At 62.0% G+C, this 18,768-nt stretch carries 18 protein-coding genes; 17 read left to right on the top strand and 1 reads right to left on the bottom strand.

Annotated features, from left to right (window positions below):
* Positions 1–11 precede the first annotated feature (11 nt).
* From RBH19_RS00425 to ispD, 14 genes are all read left to right on the top strand, one after another.
* Positions 12–533 (top strand): OmpH/Skp family outer membrane protein, encoded by a 522-nt coding sequence (locus RBH19_RS00425; protein WP_306726828.1) that lies wholly within the window; start codon positions 12–14, stop codon positions 531–533.
* Positions 534–546: 13 nt separating this feature from the next.
* Complete coding sequence (gene lpxD, locus RBH19_RS00420; RefSeq protein ID WP_306726827.1) at positions 547–1,575, top strand: UDP-3-O-(3-hydroxymyristoyl)glucosamine N-acyltransferase; 1,029 nt, start codon at positions 547–549, stop codon at positions 1,573–1,575.
* A gap of 14 nt (positions 1,576–1,589) precedes the next feature.
* A complete protein-coding gene (gene fabZ / locus RBH19_RS00415; RefSeq protein ID WP_306727280.1) occupies positions 1,590–2,030 on the top strand; it encodes a 3-hydroxyacyl-ACP dehydratase FabZ in 441 nt (146 codons plus the stop codon).
* The gene (gene lpxA, locus RBH19_RS00410; RefSeq protein WP_306726826.1) at positions 2,027–2,797 is read left to right on the top strand and encodes an acyl-ACP--UDP-N-acetylglucosamine O-acyltransferase; all 771 of its coding nucleotides are present in this window, start codon (positions 2,027–2,029) and stop codon (positions 2,795–2,797) included. Before fabZ ends, lpxA begins: the two co-directional genes overlap by 4 nt.
* A 31-nt stretch (positions 2,798–2,828) precedes the next feature.
* Positions 2,829–3,980: a lipid-A-disaccharide synthase gene (lpxB, locus tag RBH19_RS00405; protein ID WP_306726825.1), complete on the top strand. Its 1,152-nt coding sequence runs from the start codon at positions 2,829–2,831 to the stop codon at positions 3,978–3,980.
* On the top strand, positions 3,977–4,582 hold the full coding sequence (gene rnhB, locus RBH19_RS00400) for a ribonuclease HII (RefSeq protein ID WP_306726823.1): 606 nt from the start codon (positions 3,977–3,979) through the stop codon (positions 4,580–4,582). Before lpxB ends, rnhB begins: the two co-directional genes overlap by 4 nt.
* A complete protein-coding gene (gene dnaE, locus RBH19_RS00395) occupies positions 4,579–8,103 on the top strand; it encodes a DNA polymerase III subunit alpha (protein WP_306726821.1) in 3,525 nt (1,174 codons plus the stop codon). The genes rnhB and dnaE overlap by 4 nt, the downstream gene beginning before the upstream one ends.
* A 124-nt stretch (positions 8,104–8,227) precedes the next feature.
* Positions 8,228–9,184 carry an acetyl-CoA carboxylase carboxyl transferase subunit alpha gene (gene accA, locus RBH19_RS00390; RefSeq protein ID WP_306726820.1) on the top strand — a complete coding sequence of 319 codons (957 nt, stop codon included), beginning with the start codon at positions 8,228–8,230 and terminating at the stop codon, positions 9,182–9,184.
* A 117-nt stretch (positions 9,185–9,301) separates the two neighbouring features.
* Positions 9,302–10,633, top strand: coding sequence for a tRNA lysidine(34) synthetase TilS (gene tilS / locus RBH19_RS00385; protein ID WP_306726818.1), 1,332 nt, complete (start codon positions 9,302–9,304; stop codon positions 10,631–10,633).
* A gap of 101 nt (positions 10,634–10,734) precedes the next feature.
* Positions 10,735–12,381, top strand: a complete 1,647-nt coding sequence (gene pyrG / locus RBH19_RS00380) for a CTP synthase (protein WP_306726817.1) — start codon at positions 10,735–10,737, stop codon at positions 12,379–12,381.
* Positions 12,381–13,220 (top strand): 3-deoxy-8-phosphooctulonate synthase, encoded by an 840-nt coding sequence (kdsA, locus tag RBH19_RS00375; protein WP_306726816.1) that lies wholly within the window; start codon positions 12,381–12,383, stop codon positions 13,218–13,220. Before pyrG ends, kdsA begins: the two co-directional genes overlap by 1 nt.
* 214 nt (positions 13,221–13,434) lie before the next feature.
* A complete protein-coding gene (eno, locus tag RBH19_RS00370; RefSeq protein ID WP_306726815.1) occupies positions 13,435–14,727 on the top strand; it encodes a phosphopyruvate hydratase in 1,293 nt (430 codons plus the stop codon).
* A gap of 95 nt (positions 14,728–14,822) precedes the next feature.
* Entirely contained in the window at positions 14,823–15,134 is a 312-nt protein-coding gene (ftsB, locus tag RBH19_RS00365; protein ID WP_306726814.1) for a cell division protein FtsB, read from the top strand.
* On the top strand, positions 15,127–15,843 hold the full coding sequence (ispD, locus tag RBH19_RS00360; protein ID WP_306726813.1) for a 2-C-methyl-D-erythritol 4-phosphate cytidylyltransferase: 717 nt from the start codon (positions 15,127–15,129) through the stop codon (positions 15,841–15,843). Before ftsB ends, ispD begins: the two co-directional genes overlap by 8 nt.
* Positions 15,844–15,856: 13 nt before the next feature.
* Here the strand turns inward: ispD and RBH19_RS00355 are convergent, their stop codons facing one another.
* Positions 15,857–16,333, bottom strand: a complete 477-nt coding sequence (locus RBH19_RS00355; RefSeq protein ID WP_306726812.1) for a VOC family protein — start codon at positions 16,331–16,333, stop codon at positions 15,857–15,859.
* A gap of 134 nt (positions 16,334–16,467) precedes the next feature.
* Between RBH19_RS00355 and ispF the strand changes: the two genes are divergently transcribed.
* From ispF to RBH19_RS00340, 3 genes are read left to right on the top strand one after another with little or no spacing between them, the layout of a single operon-like run.
* Positions 16,468–16,962 carry a 2-C-methyl-D-erythritol 2,4-cyclodiphosphate synthase gene (gene ispF, locus RBH19_RS00350; RefSeq protein ID WP_306726811.1) on the top strand — a complete coding sequence of 165 codons (495 nt, stop codon included), beginning with the start codon at positions 16,468–16,470 and terminating at the stop codon, positions 16,960–16,962.
* A 2-nt stretch (positions 16,963–16,964) separates the two neighbouring features.
* Complete coding sequence (gene truD / locus RBH19_RS00345; protein WP_306726810.1) at positions 16,965–18,008, top strand: tRNA pseudouridine(13) synthase TruD; 1,044 nt, start codon at positions 16,965–16,967, stop codon at positions 18,006–18,008.
* Positions 18,001–18,759, top strand: a complete 759-nt coding sequence (locus RBH19_RS00340; RefSeq protein WP_306726809.1) for an enoyl-CoA hydratase/isomerase family protein — start codon at positions 18,001–18,003, stop codon at positions 18,757–18,759. Before truD ends, RBH19_RS00340 begins: the two co-directional genes overlap by 8 nt.
* Positions 18,760–18,768: the final 9 nt, after the last annotated feature.

Below are 18,768 nucleotides of genomic sequence, written 5' to 3'. Positions count from 1 at the left end.
GACTTCGAGCAATGAGGAAACAGATTGGATTGATCGTTGCGATGCTTTGCATTGCTCTTTTCCCGGCGTCGGTGCTTGCCAGCACGAGTGTCGGTTTTGTGGATGTAGGGCGCGTGATGGAGCAGTCGCCGCAGGCACAGGCGCTTTCTCAGCAACTTCAGCGGGAGTTCGAGCCTGCTCAGAGCGAAATGCGGGAAATGCAGAGCCGCATGCAGACGCTCCAGAACCGCATGGAGCGGGACGCCGAGGTCATGAGCGCCGAAGATCGTCGCGAGATCGAGCGGGAGATTCGTGACATCCAGCGGGGGCTGCAGCGTCGCCAGAGTGACCTGGCCGAAGACTTCAACACTCGCCGAAACGAAGCTCTGGGTCGTCTGCAGCGCCTGATCATGGCGGAGGTGCAGGCCTATGCCCGTGATAATGGCCTGGATCTCGTGGTGGGTGAGGGTGTGTTCTACGCATCAAGCCAGGTGGATATCACCGACGCCATTCTTGATCGACTGCGTCAACGCCACCAGCGCGAGCAGGACTGAACCGGAGCGCTCCTTGACACTCTCGGAACTGGCCACAGCGCTGGGATTGTCGTTCCGCGGCGATGGTGAGCTTGAACTGAAAGGGGTCGGCACAATCCAGGCAGCCGGCCCTGGTCAGCTCTGTTTTCTTGCCAATGACCGTTACCGCGCTTGGCTTGCGCGAACCCGGGCGTCGGTTGTGATCCTGGCCGCTGAGTTTGTCGATGAGTGTCCGGTTGCTTCATTGATCAGCCCGAACCCCTACGCGGATTACGCCCGGGCGGCCGCCCTGCTTCATTCTGTCAGGGCGCCCGAGGCCGGAATCCATCCGGATGCCATTGTCGACCCGTCCGCGAGTATCGATGGGACCGCCTACGTAGGGCCGGCTGCCGTGATTGCTGCTTCCGCCCAGGTGGAGGCCGGCGCGGTGATCGAGGCGGGTGCCGTGATCGGCGAACGGGCCCGTGTCGGGAAGGGCAGCCGCCTGAGTTCACGGGCGGTACTGGCGAATGCCTGCCGGATTGGCGAAGATTGCATTATCCATCCGGGCGTGGTGATCGGTGCGGATGGCTTCGGGTTTGCCCGGGATGGTGATACCTGGGTCAAGGTGCCGCAACTGGGTGCCGTGCGGATTGGAGACCGGGTTGAGATCGGCGCCAATACGACGGTGGATCGCGGTGCCATTGAGGACACGGTGATTGAGGACGACGTGAAACTGGATAACCAGGTTCAGGTTGCCCACAATGTCCATATCGGCGCCGGGACGGCCATCGCCGGCTGCACGGCCATTGCCGGCAGCAGCCGCATTGGACGAAATTGCATGATCGCGGGCGGGGTCGGGATCGCCGGCCATCTGGAAATAGGCGATGGTGTCGTGGTCACAGCCATGACACTCGTCAGTCGTTCGATTTTGAAACCGGGTGTGTATTCCGGCAGTCTGCCCATGGATGACAGTGGACGCTGGCGAAAGAATAGTGCTCGCTTCAGAAAACTGGATGAGCTTGCCCGACGCCTTGGCCGTCTGGAGCGAGCCGTTGACAAGAACGGAGAATCAGAACAGTGAGTTCACCCATTACAATGGATGTTCATCGCATCCTGGAATTGCTGCCTCATCGCTACCCCTTTCTGCTGGTGGACAAGGTGCTGGAGTGCGAGCCGGGCAAGCATATCCGGGCAGTGAAAAATGTCAGCATCAATGAGCCATTTTTCCCCGGACACTTTCCTCAGCGGGCGGTCATGCCCGGTGTGCTCATTCTCGAGGCCATGGCACAGGCGTCGGGCCTCCTGGCTTTCGAGACTCAGGGCAAGCCACCGGGTGACAACATGCTCTTTTACTTCGTGGGCATCGACAAGGCGCGTTTCAAGCGAGTTGTGGAACCGGGTGACCAGTTGATGCTTCACGCTGAAATCATCAAGACCAGCCGGGGTATCTGGAAGTTTGATACCCGCGCCGAGGTGGATGGGCAACTGGCAACCGCCGCTGAAGTCATGTGTGCGGCGAGGGAGATCGGTGAATGATTGATCAGCGGGCGGTCGTCGATCCGGAGGCAGACATTGCCGACGATGTGGAGATCGGCCCGTTCTCCATCATCGGTCCCGGTGTGACGATTGGCGCCGGTACGGTGGTGGGTCCTCATGTGGTGATCAACGGCCCCACCACCATTGGCAGAAACAATCGTTTCTACCAGTTCTGCTCCATTGGCGAAGCTCCCCAGGACAAGGGTTTCAACGGTGAGGCCACTCGCCTGGAAATCGGGGACGGCAATACCTTCCGTGAATATTGCACGGTCAATCGTGGAACCGTGAAGGATGACTGGGTCACGTCCATCGGCGATGACAACTGGATCATGGCCTATGTCCATATCGCCCATGACTGCAAGGTGGGCAGCCATACCATCATGGCCAATGCCGTCACTCTGGCGGGGCATGTGCATATCGGTGATTACGCCGTGATGGGCGGGTTCAGCAAGGTGCACCAGTTCTGTCGCGTGGGTGACCACGCTTTCTGCGCCATGGATTCCGGCGTCACCCGGGACGTGCCCCCCTTCGTCACGGTTTCCGGAATGCCTGCGGATCCTCACGGGCTCAATGCCGTCGGCCTGCGTCGGCGTGGGTTTACCCGTCAGCAACTGCAATCCATCCGTCATGCCTACCGGGTGCTCTACCGGTCCGGACTGCGACTGGAAGAGGCACTGAAGGAACTTGAGGACGAGGCCCAGGCCTCGGCCGAGGTCGCCGCCATGGTGGCCTTTATTCGCGATACCAGCCGCAGTATCGTTCGCTGATCCCCAAACACAAGGAACAGGAGGCTTGCCCATGGCGCTGAGAGTCGCCCTTATCGCGGGGGAGGCGTCCGGTGACCAGCTGGGTGCCGGTCTGATGCGCGCGCTTCGCCGTCAGCGCCCGGATGTGGAATTTGAAGCCATCGCCGGACCGAAGATGCGGGCCGTGGGTTGTCGCAGCATCGGTGATATTGAGGAGCTGTCGGTCATGGGCCTGAGTGAGGTGCTGCAGCATCTGCCTCGCTTGTTCAGGCTTCGGCGGGATCTCGTGGACTATCTGATCGAAGACCGCCCCGATGTGGTGATTGGCATTGACGCACCGGATTTCAACCTCGGACTCGAGAAACGCATCCGCAAGGCCGGGATCCCGACCGTCCATTACGTGAGTCCCACGGTGTGGGCCTGGCGGGCGGGGCGGGTGAAAACCGTTGCCGAGGCGGCCGACCTCCTGCTGTGCCTGTTTCCCTTTGAGCCGGATTGTTATCGGGAGACCGGGCTGAAGGCGGTGTTTGCCGGCAATCCCCTGGCCGCCGAGATTACCGAGCCCATGGATATGGTGGCGGCCCGCCAGCAATTGGGGCTGCCGCGCGACGGGCAGGTCGTTGCGCTCCTGCCGGGGAGCCGCGGCAGCGAGATCCGTCGCTTGGGACCGGTTTTTCTGAAAACGGCGGTCCTGCTGCGTGAACGGTTCCCGGGGCTGGAGTTCGTCGTGCCCATGGCCGGCCGTAAATCGGAGGGTGAATTCGCTTCCCTGAAGGAGTGGGGAGCACTGGACTTTCCCATCAAGATGGTTCGTGGTCAGTCCCGGGAGTGCATGGCGGCAGCGGATGTGGTGCTCACGGCTTCCGGCACGGCCACCATGGAAGCCATGCTGATGGAGCGACCCAGTCTGGTGGCCTATCAGGTCAGCCCGGTGACCTATGCGCTGGTCAAGCGACTGGGTCTGTTGAAGACGCGTTTTGTCGCCATGCCCAATGTGCTGGCTGACGAGGCCTTGATGCCGGAGTTCCTGCAGGGTGATGCCACACCGGAGCGACTGGCTGGATCCGCCGCCGAGCTTCTGGAGGACGAAGGTCTGCAGGTGGATATCAGCCGCCGCATGCGCAGGCTGGCGTCAAGCCTGCGGACGGCCGGGCCGGACACGGCCGCGGAGGCCATCCTGGAGCTGGCGGGCGGGAAGCAATGAGTCCGTGGGTTCGGGGCGAACCGGCTGCCCGTCTCGTGGCCGGTGTGGATGAAGTGGGTCGTGGTCCACTGGCAGGGCCGGTTGTCGCGGCCGCGGTGATTCTCGACCCGGCCGAGCCGATTGCAGGCCTTGCCGACTCCAAGAAGCTCACTGAAAAACGCCGCCTTGCCCTGGATAACGAGATCCGCAATCGCGCCCTGGCCTGGGCGATCAGTTTCGTGAGCGTTGAAGAAATCGATGACCTCAATATTCTGCAGGCCTCCCTGGAGGCCATGAGCCGGGCGGTGGCCGAGCTCAAGCCGGCGGCGGAGGCCGCCCGGGTTGACGGAAACCGCCTGCCCCGCCTGTCGGTTCCCGGGCAGGCCATCGTCGGTGGGGATGGTTCAGTCCCGGAAATCAGCGCCGCTTCCATTCTGGCGAAAGTCGCCCGGGATCGCTGGATGGTGGAGGCGGACAAGCGCTATCCTGAGTACGGATTTGCGGGGCACAAGGGCTACCCGACGCCGGCCCATCTGGCGGCCCTGAGGAATCACGGCCCCTGTGACCTGCACCGGCGCAGTTTTGCGCCCGTTCGGGCAGTTCTTGTCAGGAGCAAGGCATGACAGCGGCTTTCGTTCACCTGCGTGTTCATACCGAGTATTCCCTGGTCGACAGCGTCGTCCGGGTGCCGGCGCTGGTGGATGCCGTGGCCGGGCAGGGCATGCCGGCCGTGGCCATGACCGATGAGTGCAACCTCTTCGCCATGGTCAAGTTCTACCGCGCCGCCGAGGCCAAGGGCGTCAAGCCCATTCTCGGCGCGGATCTGTGGATTGATGAACCGGGCGATCGTGATCAGCCAAGCCGCATTACTTTGCTGTGCCGCACCAATGAGGGCTACCGGCGCCTCACTGAGCTGATCAGCCGCGCCTATGTGGAGGGGCAGCACCGGGGGCGGCCGCTGGTACATCGCGACTGGCTGGATGAAAAAAGCTGTGCCGGTCTCATCGCCCTATCCGGTGGCCGGGATGGTGATGTGGGCCGTGCCCTGCTGGCCGGGCGAAGTCCACAGGCCATGGAGGCCCTGGAATTCTGGAAAGCCCGCTTCCCCGATGCCTTCTATCTGGAGCTGGTTCGCACCGGCCGGGAAGGGGAGGAAGACTACATCCATTCCGCCGTAGAGCTGGCTGCCAATACCGAGACCCCGGTGGTCGCCACCAATGATGTGCGTTTCATCAGTGAGGATGATTTCGAGGCCCATGAAACCCGGGTCTGCATCCACGATGGGCGCACCCTGGAGGATCCCCGCCGTCCGCGCCGATACAGCCGCCAGCAGTATGTTCGCAGCGCCGAGGAGATGGCGGCACTTTTCAGTGATCTCCCCGAGGCGCTGGAGAACACCGTCGAGATCGCCCGCCGCTGCACCGTGGAAATCGAGCTTGGCAAGAACTATCTGCCCGAGTTCCCCATCCCCGACGGCTATGACATCGAGAGCTATTTGCGTGAGCTCTCCATCCAGGGTCTCGAGCAACGTCTGAAGAAAATCTTTCCTCCGGGCACGGAGGATCTGGAAAGCCGGGTGCGGGCCTATTACGAACGGCTCGACATCGAACTCGATGTCATCAACTCCATGGGCTTCCCCGGTTACTTTCTGATCGTCGCCGACTTCATTCAATGGGCCAAGGAAAATGGCGTGCCGGTGGGGCCTGGTCGTGGGTCCGGTGCCGGTTCCCTGGTGGCCTACGCCCTTGAGATTACCGATCTGGATCCGCTGGAGTATGACCTGCTGTTCGAGCGCTTCCTTAACCCCGAACGTGTGTCCATGCCCGATTTCGATGTGGATTTCTGCATGGAGGGGCGAGACCGGGTGATCGAGTATGTGGCCGAGAAATACGGTCGCGAAAAGGTTTCCCAGATCATCACCTACGGTTCCATGGCGGCCAAGGCCGTGGTGCGGGACGTGGGGCGGGTCTTCGGCCATGGTTATGGCTATGTGGATCGAATCGCCAAGCTCATCCCCTTCGAAGTCGGCATGACCCTGGACAAGGCGCTGGAGGAAAGCGAGGAGCTCAGGCAGAACTACGAGGATGACGAGGAAGTTCGTTCCCTCATCGATCGCGCCCGTTCCCTGGAAGGCCTGGCCAGGAACGCCGGCAAGCACGCCGGGGGGGTGGTGATTTCCCCCTCGGTGTTGACGGATTTCACCCCGCTTTACGTTGAACCGGGTGGCAGCAGCGCCGTGACCCAGCTCGACAAGGATGATGTGGAAGCCGCCGGTCTGGTGAAATTCGATTTCCTCGGGCTGAGAACCCTGACCATCATCGACTGGGCGGTCAAGATCGCCGATGTGCAGCGTCAGCGTGAAGGCCTGGAGCCCCTGGACGTCAATGCGCTGCCCATGGACGACAAGGCGGCCTTCGATCTGCTAAAGGCGTGCAAGACCACGGCCGTGTTCCAGTTGGAATCCCGCGGCATGAAGGATCTGATCCGGCGTCTGCAGCCGGACAGTTTCGAGGACATCGTGGCCCTGGTGGCCCTGTTCCGGCCCGGCCCCCTGCAGTCGGGCATGGTGGATGACTTCATCAACCGCAAGCACGGTCGGGCGGAAGTCGAGTATCCCCATCCAAGTCTGGAAGCCATCCTGGAGCCGACCTATGGCGTCATCCTGTATCAGGAGCAGGTGATGCAGATTGCCCAGGTGCTGTCCGGTTACACCCTGGGCGGCGCCGATCTCTTGCGCCGGGCCATGGGCAAGAAGAAGGTCGAGGAAATGGCGCGGCAGCGCAAGATCTTCGTGGATGGAGCCGCCGAGCGTGACGTGGAGCCGAAGACCGCGGAGTACATCTTCGATCTGGTGGAAAAGTTCGCCGGTTATGGCTTCAACAAATCTCACTCGGCCGCCTACGCCCTGCTGTCCTATCAGACCGCCTGGCTGAAGGCTCACTATCCGGCTGCCTTCATGGCCGCCACTCTGTCATCGGACATGGATCATACCGACAAGGTGGTGATCCTGATCGATGAGTGCCGAAACCTTGATCTGACCGTGCATCCGCCGGATGTGAACAGCTCCGAGCATGCCTTCACGGTGAATTCGGACGGCCAGATTCTTTATGGTCTCGGTGCCATCAAGGGGGTGGGGCGTTCCGCCATCGAAGTGGTGCTTCAGGAACGCCGCGACAACGGCGCATTCCGTGATCTGGAAGACCTCTGTCGCCGGGTTGATCTACAGAAGGTCAATCGCCGGGTGCTGGAGGCCCTGATTCGCGCCGGGGCTCTGGACCGGCTCGGCCCAAATCGGGCCAGCCTCATGGCCGCGCTGCCGGAGTGCCTGCAGCGCGCCGATCAGGCCCGGCGGGCCCAGGAAGCCGGTCAGAACGATATGTTCGGGCTGGCCGCCGCACCCGAAAATGTGAATGAAGCCGCACCCGCCATTGCGGAAATTCCGGAATGGGAAGAGCTGGATCGCCTGGCGGCAGAAAAGGAGACACTCGGCCTCTACCTGACTGGCCACCCGATAAGGCAGTTCGAGGAAGAGCTGCGTCGCATCGTTACCGCCCCCATCGGTGAATTGATCGCCGCCGAGCCGGAAAGTGACGGCGGTCAGTCGTGGGGGCGGCGCAAGCAGCGCTTTGTCACCGTGGCCGGCCTGGCGGTGGAAATGAAAAAGCGGGGCGGGCGGGTATCGCTCACCCTGGATGACAGTACAGGGCGCATCGAAGCCACCCTGTTCGAGGATGCGTTCAACCAGTTCCGGCATCTCCTGTCGAAGGACGCCCTACTGGTCATTCAGGGTCGCCTGGGATTCGACGAGTTCATCAATGCCTGGCGCATCAACGTCAAGGACATCACCGACATGGATGAGGCGCGCGAGGCGGCCGTCAAGGGCTTGCTCCTGCGCTGGAAGGCGGAAGGAGTGGATCGACAGTTCGTCGGGCGCCTGAAGGAGGTCCTTTCCCCTTATCGCCAGGGCGGCTGCCGGGTGACCGTGCATTACGTCAACGGCATGGCCGAGGCGCGCATTCCCCTCGGGGATGACTGGCGGGTCCGGCCGACGAATGCGCTGCTCAATCAGCTGGAGAAGCTGGTAGGCCAGGAAGGCATTCGACGGGTCTATCGCAAGCCAAGCGAGACCGTGCCGGAGGCCTGAATGCCGGTGGAAGCCACCGTTCGCCCATTCAAACGCCTGTATTGATGGCCTTTTCGGTTTTTTCGTCTTACAATCAACGGCTTCGCCATTTGACTCAAACGCAGCTAAGCTTGGAAGGAAAGCAATGAACCTGAATTTTCTCGAATTCGAACAGCCAATCGCTGAGCTGGAAGCGAAAATCGAGGAGCTGCGTTACGTGGGCGATGATTCGGCGATCAATATCAATGAGGAAATTGCGCGGCTCAAGACCAAGAGCCAGTCGCTGACCGAGTCCATCTATGCTTCGCTCAATGCCTGGCAGGTGGCCCAGGTCGCCCGTCATCCCCAGCGGCCTTATACCGTGGATTACATCGAGCGCGTGTTCAGCGATTTCGAGGAAATGCACGGTGATCGCGCTTTTGCGGATGACCCCGCCATCGTGGGTGGTCTGGCCCGCCTGGACGGTCACCCGGTCATGGTCATCGGGCACCAGAAGGGGAGGGACACCAAGGAAAAGGTTTACCGGAATTTCGGCATGCCGCGGCCCGAAGGTTACCGCAAGGCACTGCGACTGATGAAAACCGCCGAGCGTTTCCGGCTGCCGGTCATCACCCTGATCGATACCCCTGGAGCCTACCCGGGGATCGGCGCCGAAGAGCGCGGCCAGAGTGAGGCCATTGCCCGCAATCTGTTTGAGATGTCACGCCTGCGGACACCGATCATCTGTACCGTCATCGGTGAAGGGGGCTCCGGCGGGGCGCTGGGCATCGGTGTGGGTGACCGGGTTTCCATGCTTCAGCACAGCATCTATTCGGTGATTTCGCCGGAAGGCTGTGCGTCCATTCTCTGGCGCAGTGCCGAGAAGGCCTCCGATGCCGCCGAGGCCATGGGCATCACGGCCGAGCGAATTCTTGAATTGAAGCTGATTGACGGCATCCTGGAAGAACCGCTGGGAGGAGCCCATCGGGACTGGGACGCCATTGCGCAGACCCTGAAGAAATCACTGCTTGACGCACATTATCAGCTTGATCAAATGCCCATGGATGAGTTGCTGGAACGCCGTTACAAGCGCCTGATGGGGTTCGGCCAGTTCAAGGAGTGATGCCGGCAGCCTTCGTGGCCGGGCCAGACACGGTGCTCATGATGCCCGGAGCGGAACCGTCGCCGGCAATGATCGGGCGAATGCGCGACGTCACGGGCAGGAGCGAAGCCGTCGGACATGTCGGACGAATCCCCCAATCTCGGCTCCCGTCTGCGTAAGCTCATTGCCGCCAGTGCCCCTGGTGGCCGCCTGCTGATCGCCTTTTCCGGTGGGCGTGATTCAAGTGTCCTGCTGCATGCCATTGCCCATGCCTGCCCCGACCGCGAACTGCTCGCCATCCATGTGGATCATGGACTGAACCCCCGTTCCGCCCAGTGGGCTCGGCATTGCCGTGATTTTGCCGGGAAACTGGGTGTTGCCGTCCGGGTGGAGTCGCTGACGCTGGAAAAGGGGGGCGGCGAGAATCTCGAAGCCATGGCCCGCCAGGCTCGCTATGGCGTCATGGCCGGGATGCTGGCACCGGGAGATACCCTGCTGACAGCCCACCATGCCGGTGATCAGCTGGAAACGCTGCTGCAGCGACTGATGCGCGGCGCCGGGCGGATGGGCCTCAGCGGGATCCGACGCTCCCGATCCCTGGGCGCCGGGCAGCTGTTGCGGCCCATGCTGGACACCGAGGAAAGCGAAATCCAGGCCTGGGCTGAAGACCATGGCCTGAGCTGGGTGGAAGATCCCTCCAACCGTGACGAGCGATTCGATCGCAATTTCCTGCGCCACCGTGTTCTCCCTCTGTTGCGCCAGCGCTGGCCCCATGCAGAGGCGCAGGCGGCCCGAACATCCGCCCATCTGGCCGAGGAAGCCCGCCTGCTTCAGGCGCTGGCGGAGCTGGATCAGCAGTCGGTTGTGGATGAAAGGGGCATTGTGATCAGCGGCTTGCGCCAGCTCAGCGCGGAACGACAGCGCAATGTTCTTCGACACTGGTTGATCAGCACGGCGGACTACCCTCCGGGCGCGGACTGGCTGGGGCGCTTGCAGAAGGAAGTCATGGATGCCCGCGACGATGCTTCGCCGGAGTTGGTCTTCGGCGAATATCGGATTCGTCGCCACGCTGGCCGGCTCTATCTGGGCGCCCGTGACAGGCCGTTGCCCGAACCCGGCCCCTTCCAGTGGACGGCACCGGCCAGGGAGTGCCTGCTCCCCGGGAACGGAGCCCTGGAGCTGGACAGCAGGGAGCCGGGGCCGGATTGCGTGTGCCTTCCGGCGCTCGTCAGCGTGCGATATCGCCGGCCAGGTGATGTTTTTCACGATGGCCGGCACCGGCGGCGGCTGAAGGAATGGATGCGCCTTGCGGGAATTCCCGAAGAACAGCGGGAAAGTGTGCCAATTCTCCTCGACGGAGAAAGAATTTTCGCCGTTGGCGAGAGCGTGGTCGATCCGGGCTATTTTCGCCGTAACTGCAGGGAAAATGACTTCCGCTGCGGTCGCCTGCGCTGGCGACGAGGGGCCTGAAGTCGCCCGCCCGCGTTGAGGCGGAGGGGCTTATCTGGTAAGTTTGCGTCCCGATTCGCGCCCGTCGTGCACGGCATTTCCAGGAATTCGGGACCCCCTTCATGACCCATTTCATTTTCGTTACCGGTGGCGTTGTTTCTTCCCTTGGCAAGGGCATCGCGGCCGCCTCGCTTGGTGCCATTCTTGAGTCACGCGGACTCAAGGTTTCCATGGTCAAGCTGGATCCCTACATCAACGTCGACCCCGGCACCATGAGCCCGTTCCAGCATGGTGAGGTGTTCGTCACAGAAGACGGTGCCGAAACGGACCTGGATCTGGGGCACTACGAGCGGTATGTTCGTACCACCACCAGCCAGAAGAGCAATTTTACTACCGGCCGAATCTACGAGAGTGTCATTCGCAAGGAACGGCGGGGTGACTACCTCGGTGGCACGGTTCAGGTCATCCCGCACATCACCGACGAGATCAAGCGCTCGGTGCTGCAGGCGGCGGGTGACGCCGACATCTGTCTGGTGGAGATTGGTGGCACCGTGGGTGACATTGAATCGCTGCCCTTCCTGGAGGCGATTCGACAGTTGAGTGTGGAATTGGGCCGCAAGCGCACACTCTACATGCATCTGACCCTGGTTCCCTTCATCGCCACATCCGGCGAGATCAAGACCAAACCGACTCAGCACTCGGTCAAGGAACTGCGCTCCATTGGTATCCAGCCGGATATCCTGCTCTGCCGGGCCGAGAATGCCCTGCCGGAGGATGCCCGCCGCAAGATTGCCCTGTTCACCAATGTGGAGGAGCGGGCGGTCATTTCAGCCGCCGATGCGGACGACATTTACGAAATCCCCATGCATCTGCGGGATCAGCATCTGGACGACCTGGTAGTGGAGAAGTTCGGTATCAAGGCCCCCAGGGCCGATCTGCATGAATGGGAAGACGTGGTTAAGGCACTGCGCAACCCCGAAGCGGAGGTGGATATCGCCATGGTCGGCAAGTACGTCGAGCTGGCGGATGCTTACATTTCGCTCAACGAGGCGCTCAAGCATGCCGGTATCCATACCCGCACAAAGGTCCGGATCCACTATTTCGATTCCGAGCAGCTGACCCGGGAAGGGGCAGACGTACTCAAGGACATGGACGCCATTCTGGTGCCTGGCGGGTTCGGGGAACGTGGCATCGAGGGCAAGATCGCCGCTGCCGGGTACGCCCGTGAACAGGGAATCCCCTACCTGGGAATCTGCCTTGGCATGCAGGTCGCCGTGATCGATTTTGCCCGCAATGTGGCCGGCCTTGAAGAAGCGCACAGCACTGAGTTTGCGCCTCACAGCAAGAACCCGGTGGTTGGTCTGATTACCGAGTGGCTGGATCGGGAGGGAACCACCAAGGAACGCACCGAGGAATCCGATCTGGGTGGCACCATGCGACTGGGTGCGCAGGCATCGCACATCAAGAGCGGTACTCTGGCTCACAAGGTCTATGGCAGTACCCAGATCAATGAACGCCATCGTCACCGTTTCGAATTCAACAACAACTACCGCAAACAGCTGGAAGACAAGGGCCTGGTATTCTCGGCCGTGTCCGTGGATGATCTGGTGGAGATTGTCGAGCTGCCGGACCATCCCTGGTATCTCGGCGTGCAGTTCCACCCGGAGTTCACGTCCACACCCCGTGACGGGCATCCGCTCTTCCAGGGTTTCGTTGAGGCCGCGCGCAAACATGCGGCTGAGAGCAAGAAGGTCTCGGAGACTGCCTGATGCATATCAAGGATATCCGTGTCGGTATCGACCAACCGTTCTTCCTGATTGCCGGCCCGGACACGCTGGAAAGCGAGTCACTGGCCATCGAAGTGGCCGGCCATTTGAAGGAAGTCACCGATCGACTGGGTATCGGCTATGTCTTCAAGGGCTCTTTCGACAAGGCCAACCGCACCTCCCTGAATAGCTACCGGGGGCCGGGTATGGAAGAGGGCCTGCGCATCCTGGAAAAGATCCAGTCCGACATTGGTGTGCCGGTGACAACGGATGTGCACGAATACACGCCGATTGCCGAGGTGGCCGCGGTGGTGGATCTGATTCAGACCCCGGCCTTCCTCTGTCGCCAGACCGATTTCATCGTCAATGCGGCGTCCCACGGCAAGCCGGTCAACATCAAGAAGGGCCAGTTCCTGTCACCCTGGGAGATGGCTCGCGTGGTGGAAAAAGCGCGATCCACGGGCAATGAGAACATCCTGGTGGCCGAACGCGGCTTCAGCTTTGGCTACAACAACCTGGTGTCCGACATGCGGGGCCTGGCGGTGATGCGTGAGACCGGGGCACCCGTGGTTTTCGACTGCACCCACTCGGTACAGCTGCCGGGCGGGCAGGGGGGGAGCTCCGGCGGCCAGCGTCAGTTCATTCCCGTACTCGCCCGAGCCGCCATCGGTGCCGGCGTGTCCGGTCTGTTCATGGAAACCCACCCGAAACCGGATGAGGCGCTCTGCGACGGCCCCAACTCCATGCCCCTGGACCGGGTGGAAGAATTGCTGGTCTCACTCAAGGCCCTGGACGACGCGGTCAAGGCTCGCCCCCTCCTTGAGAACAGCCTGGAAAACTGACTCTGGACCAGGACGTTTTTGGACCACGAAATGGACACGAACTAGACACGAAATAATGAGCGAAAGCATCGGGCTACGCGACACACGCTGAATGTCGCCTGTTGCGTGAAAGCTTGCCGCCCAATTCGCTATCTCCAGTGCCTCACTTTATCTCGTGTCCATTTCGTGGTCCCAATGGTTTTCATCTTTTGACTTTTTCAGAAGGGACGGATCAATGGCCAAGATCAACAACATCGTCGGGCGGGAGATCATCGATTCCCGGGGCAACCCCACCGTGGAAGCGGATGTGTTTCTCGAGAACGGCATCATGGGGCGGGCTGCGGTGCCGTCCGGTGCGTCCACGGGGGTGAACGAGGCGGTGGAGCTCCGTGATCAGGATCCTGCCCGGTACCTGGGAAAGGGGGTGAGCAAGGCGGTTGCTCATGTCAATGGCGAGCTTCGAAATGCCCTGAAAGGCAGTGACGTCAGCGATCAGCGTGCCCTGGATCGCAGCATGCTGGAACTGGACGGAACGGACAACAAGGCGCGTCTCGGGGCCAATGCCATTCTCGCTGTCTCACTGGCAGCGGCAAAGGCGGCGGCACAGACCAGCCGGCAGCCTCTCTACCGTTATCTGGGCGGCGAGGAGGCGGTCACCATGCCCGTGCCCATGATGAACATCGTCAATGGCGGTGCCCACGCGGACAACAGCGTGGATATCCAGGAATTCATGATCATGCCGGTGGGTGCGCCCAGCCTCTCCGAGGCCGTTCGCCAGGGCGCGGAAATCTTCCATCATCTCAAGAAGGTGCTCAACAGTCGTGGCCTGAGTACGGCTGTCGGTGATGAAGGCGGCTTTGCGCCGGATCTGCCGTCCAATGAGGCGGCGCTTGAGACCATTATCGAAGCCATCGATAAAGCCGGCTACCGAGCGGGCGAGGATGTGTTGCTGGCCCTGGACGTGGCAAGTTCCGAGTTCTACAAGGACGGTGTCTATGAGCTGGCTTCCGAGAAAAAGCGTTTCGACGCCGCGGATTTCGCCGGCTTCCTTGGTGATCTGGTGGCGCGTTATCCCATCGTCTCCATTGAGGATGGCATGGACGAAAATGACTGGGCCGGCTGGGAGATTCTCACCCGTGAACTCGGGGGCAAGGTGCAGCTGGTGGGGGACGACCTGTTTGTCACCAATACTCGCATTTTCCAGCAAGGCATCGACCGGGGTGTGGCCAACAGCATCCTCATCAAGCCCAATCAGATCGGCACCCTGACCGAAACCCTGGAAGCCATCGAGATGGCCACCGGTGCCGGCTATTCCGCCGTGGTCTCCCACCGTTCCGGGGAAACCGAGGACGCCACGATTGCGGACATCGCCGTGGCTACAACGGCTACGCAGATCAAGACAGGCTCCCTGTGCCGATCCGATCGCATGGCCAAGTACAATCAGCTGCTCCGCATCGAAGGCGAGTTGGGCAGCCGCGCGCTCTACCCGGGGCGGTCCGCCTTTCCCGGCAAGGTGAGCATCGGCTGAAGCCTGGGCCATGATACGGATTTCCTTGCAGACCCGCCCCAGGTCTGCAAGGCTCTGATCTGTCGTCAGGCCAAGCGCAGAGGTACCCCCCGGTCATGCGGGTAATCCTGAGCATTCTCCTCCTGCTGTTACTGATCCTTCAGGTTCAGCTCTGGAGCGGTCGTGGGGGCTTGCCCGAGATCTGGTCGCTGCGGGAACAGATCCGCGAGCAGGAAGCGGAGAATCGCCGCCTGCAGGCGCGCAACGAAGCGCTCGAGGCGGAAGTTCGCAATCTCAGGGAAGGGCTGGATGCCATTGAAGAGAGGGCGCGTACGGAGCTGGGGCTGGTGCGGGAAGATGAGATCTTCTTCGAGGTGATTGAACTGGATCGCCCCCTCCGGGAATTGGAGCAGGACGATAATGGCTGATTCGGCGCGGATCTGGGCCGTTGTCCCTGCTGCCGGCATCGGCCGTCGTTTTGGTGGCGGGATTCCCAAGCAATACCATCCTCTGCCGGACGGCCGCTCTGTGCTGGATGCCAGTATTGATGCCGTTCTGGCGGATGCCCGGATTGAAGGTGTCATGGTGGCGCTGGCCGCCACGGATACCTTCTGGTCGCGTCAGCACTCGGCCCGGCGGCCATCGGTTCGCTGTTGCACGGGCGGTGCGGAACGTTGTGATTCGGTGCTCAATGCCCTCCGCGCACTGCGCGGTCAGGGCGCTGATGAGGACGACTGGGTGCTGGTGCACGATGCGGCTCGCCCCGGTTTGCCGGCCGCTGCCCTGACGGCCTTGATCGATCACTGCCTGGCTACGGAACGTGGCGGCATCCTGGCGTTGCCGCTGCGGGATACGCTCAAGGCCTGTGACGGGCAGGGGCATGTTCAGTCCACACTGCCCCGGGAAGGGCTGTGGCAAGCCCAGACACCCCAGATGTTCCCCCTTGGACGACTGGAGTCGGCACTGGCCGCAGCCATCGATGCGGCCGCCGCCGGGCGTAACCCCATGCCGGGCGATGAGGCCTCGGCCATGGAGTGGGCGGGGCAGGGCGTGGATGTGGTGGCGGGAAGCTGGCGCAATGTCAAATTGACCTTTGACGAGGATCGGCAGCTGGTGGAGGCCCTCTTCCGGCCCTGAGAATCGGTTGGCGTCAGGCGCGACGAAACCCGAAGGGGCTCCAGCGCTGCAATTCGATGATATTGCCCTCGGGGTCAGCCACATAGCACCAGGTGACCGCGGCCGTGGCGCTGGGTGAAAGGGTCACGACCTCACCCACTGGTGAACCACCATGATTAAGCACATGCTCGCGAGCCTCGATTACATTGCTGACCTGGAAACAGATGTGCCCGTAGCCGATGCGATTGACCGATCGGGGCGGGTCTTCACCTCTGGGGTCATACTGGAAGATTTCCAGTGTGGGGCCCTTGCCATCTTCGTAGCCCGGAAGGCGCAGATGCACACCACGCAGACTTGCGCCCGGAATGCCGGTGCCGCGTTCCAGATCCCGGCCCTCGTAATCGCGCTCCGGTGGCAGCCGCAGGCAGCCCAGGGCTTCCTCGTAGAACCAGGCCAGTCGTTCCCAGTCACGGGCGACGATGTTGACGTGCGAAAATCGGGTGCGTGTCATGACAGTAATACGGGTAATGCGGATATGCCCGGCGTCGTTCTGAGCTGTTGTTTGTTTCCGGGAAGAATCCACATTATGCCTGAATCGCCTCGCGTGGGATAATGCCGCGCCATTGCAGACAGCGAGAGCAGGGTATGGATCAGCTTCGAATCGGCCACGGCTATGATGTTCACGCCTTCACCACAGGTGATCATGTCATGGTCTGTGGTGTGCGCATTCCGCATAGCCGCGGCATTCGGGCTCATTCGGACGGGGATGTGGCGCTGCATGCCCTTTGCGATGCGCTGCTGGGTGCGGCCGCTCTGCCGGACATCGGCCAGTTGTTCCCGGATACCGATCCGGCCTGGTCCGGCGCTGACAGCCGCCAGCTTCTGGCTCGGGTGATGCAAAGACTGGATGACGGCGGGCTGCGTCCCCTCCATGCCGATCTCACGGTGGTTGCCGAACGCCCCAGGCTCAAGGCGCATGTTCCGGACATGCGGGCCGTGCTGGCCACGGATCTCTCGTTGCCGACGGATCGAGTCAACATCAAGGCCACCACCAGTGAGGGTCTCGGTGCCCTTGGCCGTGAAGAAGGCATTGCGGCCCATGCGGTGGTTCTGCTTTGCCCGAGAACGGCAGCGGCCTGATCATGACAATCGACTATCGCTATTCGGAAGATGCGCTGCCCCGGGCCCATGGCGGGCCGGCGGGTTCGGGCCTCATTCGAGCCACGGTGGCGGATTTCCGTGTCGATGAGGTGCTGGGTTTTGACCCGGATGACGACGGTGACCACTGGCTGCTGCACGTGGAGAAACGCAATGCCAATACTCACTGGGTGGCGCGTCAACTGGCCTCGGCGGCGGGTGTCGGGGTCAGGGATGTCGGTCAGGCCGGGCTCAAGGATCGCCGGGCCGTGGCCCGCCAGTGGTTCAGCGTGCCCGTGACCGGGTCAAGCAGCCCGCGCGACTGGCGACTCGAGGATGCCCGCATTCTGGCGGTTCATCGCCATCGGCGAAAGCTGCGTACCGGCAGTCTCAAGGGGAATCGCTTTCTGCTGGTGGTGCGCGATCTGGATGTGGATTCAGCGGAGCTGGACAAGCGCCTGGCCCGTGTGGCGAGTCATGGTGTGCCCAACTATTTTGGGCCGCAACGATTCGGACGTGACGGCGACAATGTGGAGCAGCTTTTGCGCGGACGCTTGCCGCGCCGGGGAAACCGGCGAAGCCTGCTGCTGTCGGCGGGCCGCTCCTGGCTCTTCAATCAAGTGCTGGCGGAACGTGTGCGCTCCGGTACCTGGCATCAGGTCATGGCGGGTGATCGCATGATTCTGGATGGCAGTCGCAGTCATTTTGCCGCAGACATGGTTGACGAGGAACTGGTGAGACGTTGCCGTATCGGCGATATTCATCCAAGCGGACCGCTCTGGGGTGGTGGCGAGACACCGGCCTCGGCTGATGTGGCCGCCCTTGAAACAGCTGCTGCTCATGGGGCTCCGGCATTACTTGAGTGTCTGACCCGTGCTCGACTGGAACATGACCGCCGCCCCCTGAGACTCAAGGTGTCCGATCTGCTCTGGTCGTCCACTACCGACACCCTGCAGCTGAGCTTTCAGCTGCCGGCTGGAGCCTTTGCCACAGCGGTCCTGCGTGAATTGATCGACTTTCGGAAAAACGGAGACAGTGAAGATGATTGATGTGGAACAGCATGGGGCTGTGACCGAGCTCAGGCTCAATCGCCCGCCGGTCAACGCCCTCAACCCGCAACTGGTGCAGGCCCTGGACGCCTCCCTGGCCGAGGCCGTGGCCGGTGGTGCCCGGGCTGTCGTGCTGTCCGGGAGCGAGAGGATGTTTTCCGCCGGTCTGGACGTTCCGACCCTGCTGCGTCTGTCACGGGAGGAGATCAGTGCCTTCTGGGGCGATTTTCTCGGCCTGTTGCGGCGTCTGGCCGAGTGCCCGGTACCCCTATCCGCTGCCATTACCGGGCATAGCCCGGCCGGTGGTGCGGTATTGGCCCTTTTCTGTGATCACCGCGTGATGAGTCGGGGTGAGTTCCGCATCGGCCTCAACGAGGTTCAGGTGGGTCTGCCGGTTCCGGATGTGATCTGCCATGCCCTGGTGCGCCTGGTGGGTGGTGGCACCGCCAACCGTATGCTGGCCGCCGGCGAGTTGCTCTTGCCCGAGGAAGCCCAACGGGTGGGGCTGGTGGATCACCTGGCGGACGACGGTGAAGCCACTCGCCAGAGAGCGCTGGAATGGGCCGGCTACGTTGCCGAGCAGCCCCCGGTGGCTGTGGCCAGTACCCGCCGAACCGTGCGTTCGGATCTCATGGGGCTGTTCTCTGACGTGGACAGGGAAACCGCGGAAGCGATTAGCGATGTCTGGTTCAGCAAGGAAACCCAGGCGGCCATGCATGCCCTGGTGGAACGGCTGGCGGCCAAGCATTGATGCCGATCG

The sequence above is a fragment of the Natronospira bacteriovora genome (genome assembly GCF_030848495.1).
Lineage (GTDB): Bacteria > Pseudomonadota > Gammaproteobacteria > Natronospirales > Natronospiraceae > Natronospira > Natronospira bacteriovora.
Note: the sequence above shows the minus strand (reverse complement) of the source record. Positions and strands in the feature narration are given on the sequence as shown.